Annotated in this window: 19 protein-coding genes and 1 pseudogene; 15 read left to right on the forward strand and 5 right to left on the reverse strand. The window is 71.0% G+C overall.

All coding sequences use genetic code 11. The features are described from left to right. Nucleotides 1–363 carry a thioredoxin gene (gene trxA / locus K228_RS0102530; protein WP_018721305.1) on the reverse strand — a complete coding sequence of 121 codons (363 nt, stop codon included), beginning with the start codon at nt 361–363 and terminating at the stop codon, nt 1–3. Between the two features lie 555 nt (nt 364–918). On the opposite strand from trxA, the gene K228_RS0102535 reads away from it, so the two are divergent. The 8 genes from K228_RS0102535 to K228_RS0102570 all read left to right on the forward strand — a co-directional run bounded on the left by K228_RS0102535 (nt 919) and on the right by K228_RS0102570 (nt 6,555). Then, nucleotides 919–1,434, forward strand: a complete 516-nt coding sequence (locus K228_RS0102535; RefSeq protein ID WP_025616989.1) for a MaoC family dehydratase — start codon at nt 919–921, stop codon at nt 1,432–1,434. Between the two features lie 116 nt (nt 1,435–1,550). Beyond that, nucleotides 1,551–2,066, forward strand: a complete 516-nt coding sequence (locus tag K228_RS0102540) for a hypothetical protein (protein ID WP_033776429.1) — start codon at nt 1,551–1,553, stop codon at nt 2,064–2,066. A gap of 35 nt (nt 2,067–2,101) precedes the next feature. Next, a complete protein-coding gene (locus K228_RS0102545; RefSeq protein ID WP_025616991.1) occupies nt 2,102–2,725 on the forward strand; it encodes a TrmH family RNA methyltransferase in 624 nt (207 codons plus the stop codon). Nucleotides 2,726–3,052: 327 nt separating this feature from the next. After that, on the forward strand, nt 3,053–3,211 hold the full coding sequence (locus tag K228_RS28720; RefSeq protein ID WP_018218449.1) for a hypothetical protein: 159 nt from the start codon (nt 3,053–3,055) through the stop codon (nt 3,209–3,211). Nucleotides 3,212–3,217: 6 nt separating this feature from the next. Beyond that, on the forward strand, nt 3,218–4,093 hold the full coding sequence (locus K228_RS0102555) for a PH domain-containing protein (RefSeq protein ID WP_025616992.1): 876 nt from the start codon (nt 3,218–3,220) through the stop codon (nt 4,091–4,093). 12 nt (nt 4,094–4,105) lie between these two features. Next, nucleotides 4,106–4,960, forward strand: a complete 855-nt coding sequence (locus tag K228_RS0102560; RefSeq protein ID WP_025616993.1) for a PHP domain-containing protein — start codon at nt 4,106–4,108, stop codon at nt 4,958–4,960. Nucleotides 4,961–5,000: 40 nt separating this feature from the next. After that, the gene (locus K228_RS0102565) at nt 5,001–5,615 is read left to right on the forward strand and encodes a MarC family protein (protein WP_025616994.1); all 615 of its coding nucleotides are present in this window, start codon (nt 5,001–5,003) and stop codon (nt 5,613–5,615) included. A 31-nt stretch (nt 5,616–5,646) separates the two neighbouring features. Beyond that, a complete protein-coding gene (locus K228_RS0102570) occupies nt 5,647–6,555 on the forward strand; it encodes a RecB family exonuclease (RefSeq protein WP_025616995.1) in 909 nt (302 codons plus the stop codon). A gap of 31 nt (nt 6,556–6,586) precedes the next feature. On the opposite strand, the gene K228_RS0102575 is transcribed toward K228_RS0102570, so the two are convergent. Next, complete coding sequence (locus K228_RS0102575) at nt 6,587–7,015, reverse strand: Fur family transcriptional regulator (RefSeq protein ID WP_025616996.1); 429 nt, start codon at nt 7,013–7,015, stop codon at nt 6,587–6,589. 163 nt (nt 7,016–7,178) lie between these two features. Between K228_RS0102575 and K228_RS0102580 the strand changes: the two genes are divergently transcribed. Beyond that, nucleotides 7,179–7,661, forward strand: coding sequence for a DUF2231 domain-containing protein (locus tag K228_RS0102580; RefSeq protein WP_025616997.1), 483 nt, complete (start codon nt 7,179–7,181; stop codon nt 7,659–7,661). A 3-nt stretch (nt 7,662–7,664) separates the two neighbouring features. On the opposite strand, the gene K228_RS0102585 is transcribed toward K228_RS0102580, so the two are convergent. After that, the gene (locus K228_RS0102585; protein ID WP_025616998.1) at nt 7,665–8,057 is read right to left on the reverse strand and encodes a hypothetical protein; all 393 of its coding nucleotides are present in this window, start codon (nt 8,055–8,057) and stop codon (nt 7,665–7,667) included. Between the two features lie 94 nt (nt 8,058–8,151). Between K228_RS0102585 and K228_RS0102590 the strand changes: the two genes are divergently transcribed. Further along, nucleotides 8,152–8,334 carry a hypothetical protein gene (locus tag K228_RS0102590; RefSeq protein ID WP_025616999.1) on the forward strand — a complete coding sequence of 61 codons (183 nt, stop codon included), beginning with the start codon at nt 8,152–8,154 and terminating at the stop codon, nt 8,332–8,334. 473 nt (nt 8,335–8,807) lie between these two features. Continuing rightward, the gene (locus tag K228_RS29335; RefSeq protein WP_245603406.1) at nt 8,808–9,041 is read left to right on the forward strand and encodes a hypothetical protein; all 234 of its coding nucleotides are present in this window, start codon (nt 8,808–8,810) and stop codon (nt 9,039–9,041) included. A gap of 14 nt (nt 9,042–9,055) precedes the next feature. Here K228_RS29335 and K228_RS30105 read toward each other — a convergent pair. Further along, nucleotides 9,056–9,301 (reverse strand): annotated as a pseudogene (locus tag K228_RS30105) (FmdB family zinc ribbon protein); the annotation flags it as partial. Nucleotides 9,302–9,310: 9 nt separating this feature from the next. Continuing rightward, nucleotides 9,311–9,940, reverse strand: coding sequence for a 5-formyltetrahydrofolate cyclo-ligase (locus K228_RS0102610; protein WP_033776432.1), 630 nt, complete (start codon nt 9,938–9,940; stop codon nt 9,311–9,313). A gap of 124 nt (nt 9,941–10,064) precedes the next feature. Here K228_RS0102610 and K228_RS0102615 point away from each other — a divergent pair, with 124 nt between their 5' ends. Genes K228_RS0102615 through K228_RS0102630 form a run of 4 tightly spaced genes read left to right on the forward strand, consistent with a single transcriptional unit; the run spans nt 10,065 to nt 15,244 of the window. After that, nucleotides 10,065–12,278, forward strand: coding sequence for a GGDEF domain-containing protein (locus K228_RS0102615; protein WP_188116159.1), 2,214 nt, complete (start codon nt 10,065–10,067; stop codon nt 12,276–12,278). Between the two features lie 9 nt (nt 12,279–12,287). After that, entirely contained in the window at nt 12,288–13,244 is a 957-nt protein-coding gene (locus K228_RS0102620; protein ID WP_025617003.1) for a UTP--glucose-1-phosphate uridylyltransferase, read from the forward strand. Beyond that, nucleotides 13,241–14,554: a molybdopterin molybdotransferase MoeA gene (locus K228_RS0102625; RefSeq protein WP_025617004.1), complete on the forward strand. Its 1,314-nt coding sequence runs from the start codon at nt 13,241–13,243 to the stop codon at nt 14,552–14,554. Before K228_RS0102620 ends, K228_RS0102625 begins: the two co-directional genes overlap by 4 nt. A 42-nt stretch (nt 14,555–14,596) precedes the next feature. Further along, nucleotides 14,597–15,244: a GNAT family N-acetyltransferase gene (locus tag K228_RS0102630; RefSeq protein ID WP_025617005.1), complete on the forward strand. Its 648-nt coding sequence runs from the start codon at nt 14,597–14,599 to the stop codon at nt 15,242–15,244. Nucleotides 15,245–15,346: the final 102 nt, after the last annotated feature.

Here is a 15,346-nt window from a genome sequence, read left to right on the forward strand (position 1 = left end):
TCAGTGGGGGTGTTCGGCGAGCTTCTTGCGGACGTCGTCCATGTCCAGCGCCTCGACCTGCTCGATCAGGTTCTCGAGGGCTGACTCGGGTAGCGCGCCGGGCTGGGCGAAGACGATGACCCCGTCGCGGATCGCCATGATCGTTGGGATGGAGCGGATGTCGAACTTCGCGCCCAGCTCCTGCTGTGCCTCGGTGTCGACCTTGCCGAAGACGATGTCTGGGTGCTTCTCCGAGGAGCGCTCGTACACCGGGGCGAACCGCTTGCAGGGGCCGCACCAATCGGCCCAGAAGTCGACGAGCACGATTCCGTCACCGCCGGTCAGCTCGTCGAAGTTCGCCGTGGTCAGCTCAACGGTTGCCATCTCAATCTCTCCGATCGCGTGGAACAACTACCTCTGGTCGAACCAGGGCGCGCCGCGTGGAATTCCCGGGTCCCGATGGCCGAAACGCCGCCGTTGCTGGTTCGGTTACGGCGGGGTTTGAGCCCATCGATGTCCATCGGTTACGGGTGGGTGCTGCAATACGCAAGTGCATGTCGCATTTGCGTTACCAGGGGTAGTGGGAGCGCTCTCAGGGGATCTGGACAGCATTCCGCCTACGGGTCGGTAACTTGAGTCTTGACATGGAGCTATCGGATTTACGGTGATCACTTGCAGAGTGGTTCTGGGTTACGCTGAGTAATGTAACAAAAAGAAAACTGTGATCCCCGTCTCTGTTGGACTGGGTCGTGGTCGGGCAGAATCTGTCGCATCAGAGCGTGGGCGGCGGGTGCCGGGGAGGGCCCCGCCGCTCATTGCGTCCGGCCTCCGGTGGCGCTGGTGTGACTTTTCCCGACCGCCATCGTCCCCTGGTTCGCCTTTACCATCGGTAAGGCATGCTGTGCCGAACTCATCACCGCCCGTCGAAGGGGGATCAGGATGCAGTTCGGCCGCTACTACGAGGATTTCGAGGTTGACGCGGTCTACCGGCACTGGCCGGGCAAGACGGTCACGGAGTACGACGACCATCTCTTCTGCCTGCTCACGATGAACCACCACCCGCTCCACCTGGACGCGCGCTACGCCGAGACCGCAAGTCAGTTCAAGCGCAACGTCGTGGTCGGCAACTACGTCTACTCGCTGCTGCTCGGCATGTCGGTGCCCGATGTCAGCGGCAAGGCGATCGCCAACCTGGAGATCGAATCCCTGCGCCACGTCGCCCCGACGTTCCACGGCGACACGATCTATGGCGAGACCACGGTCCTGGACAAGCGGGAGTCCTCCTCGAAGCCGGACCGCGGTGTGGTCGCCGTCGAGACCCGTGGTTACAACCAGGACGGCACCCTGGTGTGCGTGTTCCGGCGAAAGGTCATGGTGCCGAAGAAGGCGTACGCCGAGGCCGCGGCCGCCGACGGGGTGGATCTGGAGCGGCCGAGTTTCCCCACGCCGCGCTGACAGCGTCGCCGCGCCGGAGGTTTCGGAAGACTTCCGGCGTGGCCTCACCCTTCGCGCTGTTGCGGATTTATCCGGCACTCCCCGTTTTGTTGGTCTTTTCTCGGTAATCGGGGCTTATGCTGGCGCCGGAGGTTCCCATGAGCCACTCCCTCGCCGGCGAGCCGCCCGTCGCCGGCCGCCGTGCCGTACCGCTGGCCGATCTTCCCTACTCCGCCGCGGAGTGGGACCTGCTCGCCAACCTGCCCAACTGGACCGTCGTCGCTACCGTCACCCAGGCGCCGGTGCGGGGGGTCGCCGCCGGGCTGGCCGGCCTCGACGCCGTCGCCGCCGGCCGGTCCTTCGACAGTGACCTGGTTCGCGCGGTGGTGGCCACGATCTACGCCCGGCACGACGGTTCGGCGAGCGCGCCGGGTGGGCCACTCGCCGACACCGCCGAACTGCTCGCCGTCGCCCGTACGGCGGCCCGGCTACTCGAGCGGCGAGCGGATCCGGCCGACTCGGCAGCGTACCGACAGTGGGTGCAGTCGGTCGCCGCCCGGGTCTGCCGAGCCGGGGCGAACCCGGGCGGGCCGGTCGCCCGCAGCGACCGCCGGTTCCTCGATCGGCTCGGGGACGCCCTGGGGCTGGGCTGAGTGGCGCGCCCGGCTGGCCGTACCCTCTAGGACCCGTGACCGGTGAGCAGTTTGAGGTCGGGGTGGGTCCGTGGCAGGGCACCCCGCCGGACGACCCGCGCTACGACCCTGACCTGCTGGCGCACGGTGATCGACGCAACGTCGTCGACCGGTACCGCTACTGGCGGCAGGAGGCCGTCGTCGCCGACCTGGACCAGCGGCGGCACGACTATCACGTGGCGATCGAGAACTGGCAGCACGATCTGAACATCGGCACCGTGGTCCGCAACGCCAACGCGTTCCTCGCCGCCGAGGTCCACATTGTCGGCCGTCGCCGGTGGAATCGACGCGGCGCGATGGTGACCGACCGGTACCAACATGTGCGGCACCACGAGACGATCGAGGGCTTCGTCGCCTGGGCGGCGGGTGCCGGGCTGTCGGTGGTTGGCATCGACAATCTGCCGGGTTGTCAACCGCTGGAGACGGCCACGCTGCCCCGGCGGTGCGCGCTGCTCTTTGGCCAGGAGGGCCCGGGTCTGTCCGAACCTGCTCGGGCCGCCTGCGACCAGCTCTTCTCGATTGCCCAGTACGGCTCGACCCGTTCGATCAACGCTGGCGTGGCCAGCGGCATCGCCATGCACGCCTGGATTCGTTCCTACGGCGGGCCAACGCCGGCCTGAGCTGGGGCCGCGCCTCCACTGTGTGGTGTGAGATCACCGATGGATCGAAGCGCGTCGGCCGGTGAAGCTCGGGGATTGTGCCCGCATGCGATAGCCTGGCCGGCGAGTGCGGGGTTGGTGCTCGGTGGGTTGTTCAGCGCGACCTCTCGAAGTGGACGCCCTGGGCTCAGGCACGGCGTACCAGCTCCGGTACCGGCCGGAGGGCTTGACAAGTCCCCCGGAATGTCGGAGAACGGACACAGTGAAATAACTGTACGGCATCACGCTGATACTCTGAGTGTCGCTGCGGTAATCGGACCCGGCGCCCGCGCGAGAGGATGGCCCGTCATGGTCAAGAAGGTCCTCACCTGGGCCGGTATCGCATTCCTGATCTTTTTCGTGGCCTACCGGCCGAACTCCGCGGCGGACGTCTTCAAGTCGCTCGGTGGCGGCCTCGTGGACATCGCCCAGGGGTTCGGCGAGTTCGTCACCAACATCGTCGCCTAGCCGACGATGGGCAGCCCCTCCGGTCCCCCCTTCGACCCCGACGACCCCGACCGGGAGCGCCGGGAGCGCGACACGGAGTCGATTCCCCGCATCGACCCAGAGGACGGATCCGGCTACGGATCCGGTCCACCCCCATACCAGGGTCCCGGCCCGTTCGACGAGGCGAGGCTGGGCGAGGGGCCCGGGTTCGCCGACGACAGCCGGTCGGGGCGGACCTGGATTCCAGACCCCGAGGCCGAATACCAGCCGCCGCAGATCTCCGAGGACGAGCTCGCCGGCCTACGGGCGGACGCGGCCGGCATGGCGCCGCGCCGGGTCCTGCCGCTGGAGGATGAGCCCAGTTCCCTCGTCGCCCGTTACCTCTTCCCCACCGAGCGGTACCGGGGTGAGTGGAAGCGACACTGGATCCACCTCGCCACCCCACTGCTCATCGGCGTCGTCGCCACCTTCGTGCTGGGATACCTCTCCGGCTTCCTCGCCGGGCGGGATGTCGGTGGCCTGACCACCGCCGCGGTGCTGGCCTGGTTCGCCGTGATGGGTTGGGTGGCGTGGCGGGTCGGCGACTGGTGGTACGACCGGTTCATCCTGACCAACAAGCGGGTGATGGTGGTCAACGGCATCATCACCCGCCGAGTGGCGATGATGCCGTTGGTCCGCGTCACCGACATGAAGTACGAGCAGACACCGGCCGGGCGAGCGCTCAACTACGGCACGTTCGTCCTCGAGTCCGCCGGTCAGGAACAGGCGTTGCGTGAGATCAAGAACCTGCCCAACCCGAACGAGCTCTACCTACGTGTCGTCGAGGAGATGTACGAGCCGCAGGCGGTCGAGGCGCGGCTGGGCAAGGAAGCCGACGAGGCGAAGGCCGACGACGGCGCCTGAGGCGGCAGCGGAGTGAACACTCGGATCGACCTGCACGCCCACTCCACCGCCAGCGACGGCACCCTCACCCCCGGCGAGTTGGTCCATGCGGCGGCAGCCGCCGGTCTCGACGTCGTCGCGATCACCGACCACGACACCACGGCCGGCTGGGAGCCGGCGGTCCGGGCGCTCCCTGCCGGGCTGCGGCTGATCCGTGGTGCGGAGCTGTCCTGCCGGTGGGAGGGGGAGGATCCCGCCGTGCCGCTGCACCTGCTCGCGTACCTCTTCGACCCGGACGACCCGGACCTCACCGCGGCGCTGAGCCGGGTCCGGCGCGCCCGGGTCGAACGGGGTGAGCGGATCGTCCGGCTGCTCCAGGCCGACGGTCTGGAGGTGAGCTGGTCGGAGATCCTGGCCACCGCGCGGGGCGGGACGGTCGGCCGGCCGCACATCGCCCAAGCCCTCATCCGGGCCGGCCTGGTCGCGACGACGAGTGAGGCGTTCGGTCCGGACTGGCTGGGCGAGCGGTACCGCCTGCCCAAGGACGACATCGAGGTCTTCGAGGCAGTCCGGCTGGTCCGGGCGGCCGGGGGCGTCCCGGTGTTCGCCCACCCCCGGGCCACCCGGCGTGGTCGAGTGGTTCCCGACGAACTCGTCGCGGACCTCGCCGCCGCCGGACTGGCCGGGTTGGAGGCGGACCACGAGGACCACACCCCCGCCGAGCGGGCGCACGTACGGGCGCTCGCCGCCGACCTGGGGCTACTGGTGACCGGCGCATCAGATTTCCACGGCACCCACAAGACGGTCCGGCTGGGCGCCTTCACCACCGACGTGCAGAACTACGAGCGGATCGTCGCCGCCGGCGTGACCAGCGTCGCTTCCGGGTGAGGCGGCGTGCCGTCCAGTTCGGCGCCGTTAGGTTGATCCGGTGGATATCAAGCTCTTCGGCGAGGTTTTCGTAACCCTGCTCGTGATCGTTGACCCGCCGGGCATGATGCCCATCTTCCTGGCGCTGACCGGACCGTTGTCGGCCCGGGACCGGCACCGGGCGGCCTGGCAGGCGGTGGCGCTGGCGCTCGGGGTGATCGCGATCTTCGCGGTGGCGGGCTCGACCCTGCTCGCCTACCTGCACGTGGACCTGCCCGCCCTGCAGGCCGCCGGTGGCCTGCTGCTCGTGCTGGTCGCCCTGGAACTGTTGACCGGCAAAGCGGACGACCCCAGCCAGCAGGCCACCTCGAACATCGCGCTGGTGCCGCTGGGCACCCCGCTGCTCGCCGGCCCCGGCGCGATCGTGGCCACGATGCTCTTCATGCAGCAGGCCGACGGCGCGGCCGACATCACCGCGATCGCCGCCGCGATCGTCGCCGTGCTACTCGCCGTCTGGGTGGTGCTCCGCTTCTCCGGCGGGATCGTCAAAATCCTGCGACCGGGTGGGATCGAGGTGCTGACCCGGATCGCCGGACTGCTGCTGGCGGCGATCGCGGTCCAGCTGATCGCCGACGCGGTGGCCGCCTTCGTCACCCAGTACATGACCGCGGGCTGACTCCGTCGGGGGCGGATGGCAGGATCGCGGTGTGCGACGATCCCGCCGACCCTCCACCACCCCGCCGCGACCCCGCGCCGCCGAGCCCGAACAGCTTGGCTTCGAGGGCATGCCGGAGCGGCTCTTCGTCTGCACCCCCAGCAAACTCGGCGCATACGCGGACTGCCCACGGCGCTACCGCTACGCCTACCTGGACCGCCCCGCCCCGCCGAAGGGGCCGCCCTGGGCGCACAACTCGCTCGGTGCCAGTCTGCACACCGCGCTGAAAAACTGGCATGGGCTCCCCGCTGACCGGCGGCGGTCGGCGGCGCTGGCGACGCTGCTCAAGGGCACCTGGGTCCGCGACGGCTACCGGGATCACGAGCAGGAGCGGGCCGCGTTCCGAACGGCGCTGGGCTGGCTGGAGGCGTACGTGGCGACGCTCGACCCGGAGACCGAGCCGCTGGGGGTGGAGCGGGTGGTCGCGGTGAAGACCGGGGTGCTGGCGTTCAACGGCCGCGCCGACCGGATCGACTCCCGGGTCGGGCCGGCGGGGACGGAGCTCGCCATCGTGGACTACAAGACCGGCCGGGCTGGGCTGGACACCGACGATGCCCGCGGCTCGCAGGCGCTGGCGCTCTACGCGTACGCGGCGGAGCGGGTCTTCCGTAAACCGTGTCGCCGGGTGGAGCTACACCACCTGCCGACCGGGACGATCGCCGCGCACGAGCACAGCCCGGAGTCGCTGGCGCGGCAGGTGTCCCGGGCTGAGGAGACCGCCCGGGACATCATTGCCGGTGAGCGATCGGTCGCCGCCGGAAATGATCCGGATCATGCCTTCCCCACCGCGCCAGGACCGCACTGCGGCTGGTGTGACTACCGGCGGCACTGTCCGGCCGGCGCGCAGACGCCGGGGAAGGAACAGTGGGCAGCCGTGGAGCGGGTGACCGACGGCGGGTGACGCCGGCGGGCTGGCGCGCGCCGGTTCGCCGTCAGTCCTCGGCGCGGCGGCGGGCCTGGCAGCGGGGGCAGAGACCCCAGAAGGTCACGTCGGCCTCGTCCACCTGGAAACCGTGGGCGGTGTTCGGGTCGAGGCAGGGGGCGTCGCCGACGGCGCAGTCCACGTCGGCGATGTCGCCGCAGCCCCGACAGACCACGTGGTGGTGATTGTCGCCGACGCGGGCCTCGTAGCGGGCGGGGCTGCCGGCCGGTTCGATCCGGCGGGACAGCCCGGCCCGCGACAGCGCGCCGAGCACGTCGTAGACCGCCTGCGTGGAGACCGAGTTGAGGCGCTTCCGGACCCGGCGGGCGATCTCGTCCACCTCCAGGTGGCCGCCGGCGGCGAGCACGTCGAGGACCGCGAGGCGGGGGCGGGTTACCCGCAGGCCCTTCGACCGAAGCAGCTCCTCACCACTGGACATGCGCCAATGACAGCACGCGACAAGCGAGGGCGACAACTGAGCGGCCGAACGGCGGGGGACCCGGACTGATCACGACTGCGTGTAGCTCGGGTGCGGAACCTAGGCGGGTGGGCCGGGCGACCGTAGGCTGGCCGTCCCGTGCCGGCAATCACCGGAGGTACGCATGTTCAAGGAGTTCATGGGGCTACCCGCCCACGTTCTTGTGGTGCACGCGGTGGTCGTCTTCGTGCCGCTGCTCGCGCTGGTGTCGATCGCCTATGTCGCGTTGCCTCGGTTCCGGTCCCGCATCGACTGGGCGCTCGTCCTGCTGGCGGTGACGGCACCGGCTACCGCATGGGTTGCGGTGCAATCCGGCGCGGAGCTGACCGATGTCTTCACCGCCCGCGGACTACAGGGGCCGATCGTCGACCAGATCGCTGAGCACTCTCGCTACGGCGACCTGACCTTCTGGTACGCACTGGCGTTGGCCGTCACCGCCGTCGTGCTGCTCGTGGTGACCAGCGCCCGCCCGCGGGTGCCGAAGCCACCGCGTTGGGTGACCCACGTGCTGTCGGTGGCGGTGATCGCGCTCGCCGTGGTCAGTCTCGTCTACGTCGCTCTCACCGGGCACAGCGGCGCCGAGGCGGTCTGGGGGAACACCCTCTGACGGTCAGCGCACCAGCCGGAGGCAGAACGTGCAGCTGAGCGCCAGCAGAATCACGGCGGCGACCACTCCGACGGTCCAGGTGAGGTGCTGCGCCCGCTGCTCGGCCAGATCCAGGGCCGTCAGGTCCTGTCCGGGGAGCTGTCGTGGTGGCGGCGGCTGGAGGTGCAGCGGCGGCTGCCAGTCGGCCGGTGGCGGGGTGGTCGGCGGCGGGCCGGTGTATTCGTCCGCGGGAGTCGGCGGCGCTGGGCCGGGCGGAGCAACGGTTGGGTTGGGCGCGCTGGCGGGGTTGGGAGTGCCGGCTGGGTCAGGCGCGTCGGTCGGTTCGGGCGCGTTGGCTGGAGCGCCGGCACCGGGGGGTCGCCAGTAGTCGTCCGCGGAGCTGCCGGGAGTCGTCACGCCCGCTGACGCTACCAAGGGGCAGCAGGCGGTGCCGTCTGGTCGCCGACGCGCCGGGCCGGGGTCGGCACGCGCTGGGCTAGGGTTGGTGTTCGTGACCCACCAGGAGCCGGGAAGACCCGTCGTGCGTGCCGAGGACCGGCCGAGCAAGCTGCGCGATGACGGCGGCTCGATGCTGCCGGAACGGGCTGCCGACGACACCGATCAGGGTTGGGGTGAACCGGCCGGCGGAAACGACGCCTGGCTGCTCGAGCAGCGTCCGCCGCACTGGGAATGATCATTTGGGCCTGAGTCAGCTGACGTAACCCCTTGCGTCGCAGGAGTGGCCCACTTCCGAAGTGCCCCACCGGGTTTCCTGCTGGCCGCTACCGGTGCCACGGCAGGTGGCGACGCCGAACATGCGGTTCTGCACCACGCACATCACGCCCTCGAATGCGCCTATCGACGGTAAGGGCATTAATGAGCAGCAAATCGCCTCGCCGGGTCGCACACCGCTGACTCGCTCTCCATCTCCACCGCGTGTGCCGGCTACTGCTTCGACGATCGGATCGTGGTCGGCGCCGACACGGTCGACGCGAACCTCTGACCCGGTCGGTCAGCCTGCCAGATCGACCGAGCTGAACCAAAAGCGTTACGGGCGCAGCTCCTACGTGCTGGCGACTCCGACGAAGGACCCGTTTCACGGCAGGGTGCTGCCCTTGATCGACGTGCAGGAAGCCGGGGTGGGGCCGCCCGCCCCGCGCTCAGCTGGTGCCGCTGGCCGCGGGGGTCTTCGTGCCGCCTGACGCGGAGGAGGTGCCGGTGCTCTTCGAGGGTGCGCCGCCCGCGGCGGAACCGTTCGACGTCGATCCGCTCGAGGCTGACCCGCTTGCGGACGAGTCGCTCGAGGTCGATCCGCTCGACGAGCCGGACTCGTTGCTCGCGGCGGCGGGCTTGCTGGCCGTGCTACCCGAGCCGGAGTCGGTGCGGGAGTCGGTGCGGTAGAAGCCCGACCCCTTGAACACGATGCCGACGGAGTTGAACAGCTTCCGCAACCGCCCCGCACAGGTCGGGCACTCGGTCAGCGGCTCGTCGGTGAAGGACTGCACCGCCTCGAGCTGGTGGCCGCACGCGGTGCAGGTGTACTGGTACGTGGGCACGTTCTCCTCCGGAACTGACACTGTCGGTTGGCACTCGGCATATTCGAGTGCCAATGGTGCGTCATCACCCCCGGGTTCGTCCAGCGGACGTGTGGGGCGCGACACCGCGCGGGTTCAGCGCGGTGCGGCACCATCCAGCGTACGCAGGCCGTCGGTCGGGGTGACCACAGCGTGGACCGGACGGTCGTGCGACTCCGCCGGCAGCGCGTTGACCAGCTCACCATCGTGTAGCGGCACCACGGTCAGGGTGGTCGCCGGGACCCGGGCGAGCGCCCGGTCGTAGGAGCCGCCGCCGCGCCCCAGGCGCACCCCCCGCCAGTCCACCGCCAGCGCCGGCAGCACCACCAGGTCGGCCGTCGCGAGCGCGGCCCGGCCGAGCGGGGGCGCGGTCGGCTCCCGCATCCCCCGCCCGGCCGCGGCCAGATCGTCGGGCCCGGTCCACGGCGCCCAGTCCAGGTCGAGGTCGGCCCGGAGCACCGGCAGCAGCAGCTCGGCCCCCTCCGGCAGCGCGGCGTGCAGCACCGTCGGCAGGTCCGCGCCGCCCGGTTCGGTGGCGACCGGTTGGTACGCCGTCATCCGGCGCGGGCGCAGTCGGCGGACCAGGGCGACCAGGCTGGCCTGGACCTGCCGGGCGGCGGCGGCCCGCTCGGCGTCGCTGAGCCGCTGGCGGTGGGCGAGCAGTCTGGTCCGCGTCGCAAACTTCGCATCGCGGGTCACTGCCGCTCGATCAGAAAAATCTGGCACGCAACACTCCTGACGCAGGACTCATCCGGGAGTGACTCTGTGTCAGCATCGCAAGCATCGGCCGGCGAAGTCCCGGGGGGACCGAGTGACACTACGGGCACGCTTAACCGCAGCCTTCCTCACGGTGGTGGCCGGCCCGGTGCTGGTCGGGGCGTACTTCGTGGGGTCCGCCGTGACCAGTATCGATCGAAATCGGTCCGCCGAGCGGCTCGAGGTTGCCGCGACCACCGTCCGAACCGCGGTTGACGCGCTCTGCCAGCAGCTGCGGGCCGCCGCGGAGGTGGTGGCTCTCGCCGCCGACCAGGCGGTCGCCGCGGGGCAGGTGGTCGATCGGGGTCTCGCCGCCGCCGTGCGGGTTACCGACATTGACGGCCAGGTGCTCCACGCCACCACACCGCTGCCCGCCGCGCCCTGGCGGGACTGCGCGGCCCGTACCCCGGCCGACGCTCCGCCCGGCGCGTTGGCCGCCCGGGTGGACCTGCGGGATGCCACCGGGGTCGCGCAGGGCGCGGTCACCGCCGCGCAGCCGGTCGACCCCGCGTTCGTGGCGCGGCTGGCGGTGCTCACCGGGGCGGCGGTCACCCTGCTCGACGGCCCGGAGCCGGCCAATCGGCTCCGGCACACCACCGAGTCGGCGGGAGTACGCGAGGCGGTACTCGGGGCTGTCGGTGGACTGGACGGTGAGCAGGTGGTGGGCACCGACGACGGTCGGTATCTGCGGCGGGTTGACCCGTCCGACCGGCAGCCGCTGTCGCTGGTGCTCTCCGTTCCGAGCGACCGGCCCCCCAGCCTGTACGCCGCTCTGGTCGCCGCCGTGCTGCTGGCCGTGCTGTTGGCGGTCGTCGTCGCCGGACGCCTGGCCCGGACCACCAGCCGGCCCCTGGTCGAACTGGCGGGGGCGGTGGACCGGGTGGCCCGGGGTGACCTGACCGCTCGGGTTCCGGTGCGCGGCCGGGACGAGATCGGGCGGCTGGCCGGAGCGTTCAACCGGATGACCCGGGAGACCGGCACCTACGTCGCCGCCCTGACCAGCAGCCGGGACCAGCTGCGCGGGCACCTGGAGGTGCTGGGGGACACCCTGGCCAGCACCCATGACCTGCAGCGCATCCTGCGGGTCATCCTGCACAGCGCAATCGCGGCGACCGGCGCCCGAGCGGGGGCGGTACTCCTCGTCGATCCGGGCGGGCTACTGGTCGCGCAGGCCACCGAAGGGCTCGAGGCGCCGGCCGGTGAGCCGGGGCCGATCCGGGTGCCGCTGGGCGACCTGGTAGGCGCGGTAACGGTCAGCGGAGAGGCGCGTCGCGGCCGGGTGGAGCCAACCGCAGCGCCGCCGGGGGAGCCCCCCTGCCGGACGTACATCGCGGTGCCCTTCGCGGCTCCGCGGGACGGCGGCCCCGCACGGGACGGCGGTGCCTCGCGGGCTGACAGTCCGTCCCCCCGCGCGGGTGGCCCGCCGGACGGTGCGGCACCGGCGCCGGCGACGTTCGGCGTGCTCGCCCTCTACGACCGGCTCGGTGGGGAGGAGTTCGACGACGATGACCTGGTCACGCTGCGGACCTTCGCCGGGCACGCCGCGGTGGCGGTGGACAACGTCCGAGTGCACGAGGAGACCCAGCGGCTGTCGCTGACCGATCCGCTCACCGGCCTCTGGAACTACCGTTACCTGCACCAGTCGCTTCGCCGCGAGGTGGAACGGGCCACCCGGTTCGGCCGAATGCTCAGCGTTCTCGCCCTCGACCTGGACCGCTTCAAACACGTCAACGACACCCACGGGCACGCCGCCGGGGACCGGGTGCTGATCGAGTTCGCCCGGCGGATCCGGGGCGAGATCCGTGAGGTCGACCTCGCGTTCCGGTTGGGGGGAGAGGAGTTCGTGGTGCTGTTGCCGGAGACCGACGCCGTGGGTGCATTCACCGTCGCGGAGCGGCTCGGTGCGGCGGTACGCGACACCCCGATCGCCGTCGGCGGGTTGGCCGCCCCGGTCCTGGTGCCGGTGACCGTCTCTATTGGTGTCGCTGTCCACCCCGACCACGGCGGCACCGGACAGGAGGTGCTCAATGCCGCTGATAAAGCCCTGTACGCGGCGAAAGCCAGCGGCCGAGACACCTGCCGGGTCGCCGGGGCGGCGAAGGCACCCGCGCCCGTATCCGGGCTACCGGCGCCGTCCGGCTCGGACGAGGGGCCGCCCCGAGCCGGCGCGCGGCGCGAGCCGTCGGCCCAGCCCGGTGCCGCTGGCGGGAACGGGTCGGAGACCGAGGTGGCGCCGGGGTCGGGGGCGGTGGCTCCCCGCGGCGCGACTTCCGGTCCTCACCCGCCACGGCAGAGCCGTGGCCGATAGTCTCGCGGCATGTCGGAGCACTCAGCGAATCCTCCATCGGCGGCCACCGCGACCGGCGGTCCGCGCGCGGTCAAGGCGGTCATTCCGGCTGCCGGGCTCGCCACCCGCTTCCTGCCCGCCACCAAAGCGGTGCCCAAGGAGCTGCTCCCCGTGGTTGACCGGCCGGTGTTGCAGTACATCGTCGAGGAGGCCACCCAGGCCGGGATCACCGACGTCCTGCTGATCACCGGGCGCGGCAAGACTTCCATGGTTGATCACTTCGACCGCCGTCCCGACCTGGAGGAACGGCTCGCGAAGAAGCCGGAGCTGCTGGCCGCGGTCAAGCGGACCGAGGACCTGGCCGCCATCTACACCTGCCGGCAGCCGGATCAGCTCGGGCTCGGCCACGCCGTCGGCTATGCCGAGTCCCACGTCGGGGACCAGCCCTTCGCGGTGCTGCTCGGGGACGAGTTCGTGAAGCCGACCGAGCCGCTGCTGCCGGCCATGTTGGAGCTGCAGGCCCGTACGGGCGGGATCGTGCTGGCCTTCTTCGAGGTCGAACCCGACCAGACTACCCGCTACGGCATCGCCTCGGTGGCTTCGGCCGAGGCGGAGCTCGCCGACATCGGCGACGTGGTCCGGGTGACCGGCATGGTGGAGAAGCCGGAGCCGGAGGAGGCTCCCAGTAATCTCGCCGTATTGGGCCGATACGTCCTTCCTGGCCGGATCTTCGACGCGATCCGCCGGACCGATCCGGGCAGTGGCGGCGAGATCCAACTGACCGATGCGATGGAGATCCTGCGCACCGAGGGGGTGCCGGTGCACGCCATCGTCTATCGGGGAACCCGGTACGACACGGGCATGCCGTTGGGCTATCTCCAGACCGTCGTGCAGATCGCCGCGGAACGCGACGACCTTGGCGCCGAGTTCCGTAAGTGGCTCGCCGACTTTGTCAACGCGGGCTCCTCGGGTGGTCCACGTACATGACCGCGACGGCCGACGCCGAGGCGGCCGTGAACGAGTTGACGCCGCTCGCCGACTACCTGGGCAGTGTGCTGCGCAGGTTACGCGCACTGCCGCCACTCGACCTCGACCTCACCCAGGCGTACGGCAACGTCCTCGCTGAGGATGTCGTCGCGACGCACTCCGTTCCCGCCTTCGACCAGGCGGCCGTGGACGGGTACGCGGCGTGCTGGGAGGACATTGCCGCCGGCGGCCGCGGCGTCGGGTACCTGCCGGCCCAGGCCGGCTCGCCGGGCGGGCGGGTCGTGCAGCTCAACGTCGTCGGTGACCTGGGTGCCGCTAGCTGGCGTCCGGTCCGACTTACCCCGGGGGCCTGTTTCTCGGTGGCCGCCGGGGCGCCGCTGCCGATCGGCGCGGACGTGGTGGTTCCAGTCGAGTGGACCGACCAGGGCATGGCCTCGGTGGAGATCCACCGAGTACCGAAGCGGGGGTACAGCGTCCGCAAGGCCGGCGAGGAGATCCCGGCCGGCACGTTGCTCGCCCGGGCCGGTACCTACGTCTCGCCGGCGCTGGTCGCCGTGCTAGCCGCCACCGGAATCGGCCATGTGGTGGTCCGGCCGAGCCCACGCGTGGTGGTCGTGGCGACCGGTGACGAACTCGTCGAGGTGGGGCGGGGCAGTCAACCCGGCCAGGTGGTGGACGTGAACTCGCACGCGTTGACCGCGGCGGCGGCCGAGGCCGGCGCTCTCGCGTACCGGGTGGGCATCTGCGACGACGACCCGGAGGGGCTACGTGGCCTGCTGGAGGACCAGACCCTGCGGGCCGATCTGATCATCACTACCGGTGGCACCGGCACCGGGCCGGGCGACATGGTCCGGCGGATTCTCTCCCGTCGGGAGGGGAACCGGACCGGACCGGTGGCCTTCACCGAGGTGGCGCTCTACCCCGGCACCGCGCTCGGGTTCGGCACGGTCGGCCCGGAGGAGGTACCGGTGGTCTGCCTGCCCGGTGATCCGGGGGCGGCACTGATCGGTTTCGAGGTACTGGCCAGGCCGGTGATCAATATGTTGGCTGGGGCGGAGCCGGTCTTTCGCCCCGGCGTTCGGGGACATCTACTGGAGACGACTTCTTCGCCGGCGGGGTTGCGTGAGTTTCGGCCGGCGCAGGTCGCGGAACGGCGCGGCGGCGGCTACACCGTCCAGCCGCTGCGTGGCGGGCCGCTGGCCCTGTCCGGGTTGGCCGAGGCGAACGGGCTGTTGGTGCTCGGTGAGCGGGTGACCACCGCGGCGGCGGGCTCCACCGTGGATGTGTTGCTGCTGGACCGACGTCGGTGAGGTGCTTGCCCCGGCCGGTGCCGGGGGCGGAGGATCACCCGGGTGAGCCTTCTGGGACGCCGCACGCCGGGATGGCCCGCCGTGTTGGCGGACGGTCCGGTGTTGTTGCGGCCCTACCGGCGTTCGGACGCCGTGGCCTGGTCTGAGGTGCGCCGCGCCAACGAGGCGTGGCTCGCCCCCTGGGAGGCCTCGCTCCCGGGCGCCTGGGCGGACCTGAACTCACTCGACGCCTTTCGCTGGGTGTATCGGGAGCAGCGCCGCGCGGCCCGGACCGGCGAGAGCATGCCGTTTGTGGTCTGTCTCCGCGAGGGGGGACGGGAGCGCCTGGTTGGGCATCTGAATGTCGGCAGCATCGTGCGCCAGGCGTTCTGCTCGGGCTGCGTCGGCTACTGGGTGGATTCCCGGGTGGCGGGGCGAGGCATTATCCCTACCGCGCTTGCCCTGGCCGTGGACCACGCCTTCGGGCCGGGCGGGCTGCACCGGGTCGAGATCAGCATCCGCCCGGAGAACCAGCCGTCGCGTCGGGTGATGGAGAAGCTGGGCTTTCGCGAGGAGGCGTACCACGTGCGATACATGCACATCGACGGCGCCTGGCGTGACCACATCGGGTACGCCCTGACCAGCGAGGACGTGGCGGCCGAGGGGGGCCTGCTGGCCCGTTGGTACCGGCTGCGGGCAGCGACCGGCTGAACGGTCCCGACTGGGAGGTCCGGCGCGGCGCGTCACCATCCGGTGTTTTCGCCCGTAACCTCAGGTAACTGCAAGCTACGGCATTTGCAGTCCACCCGTAGG

This window comes from Salinispora cortesiana, assembly GCF_000484695.1.
Classification (GTDB): domain Bacteria; phylum Actinomycetota; class Actinomycetes; order Mycobacteriales; family Micromonosporaceae; genus Micromonospora; species Micromonospora cortesiana.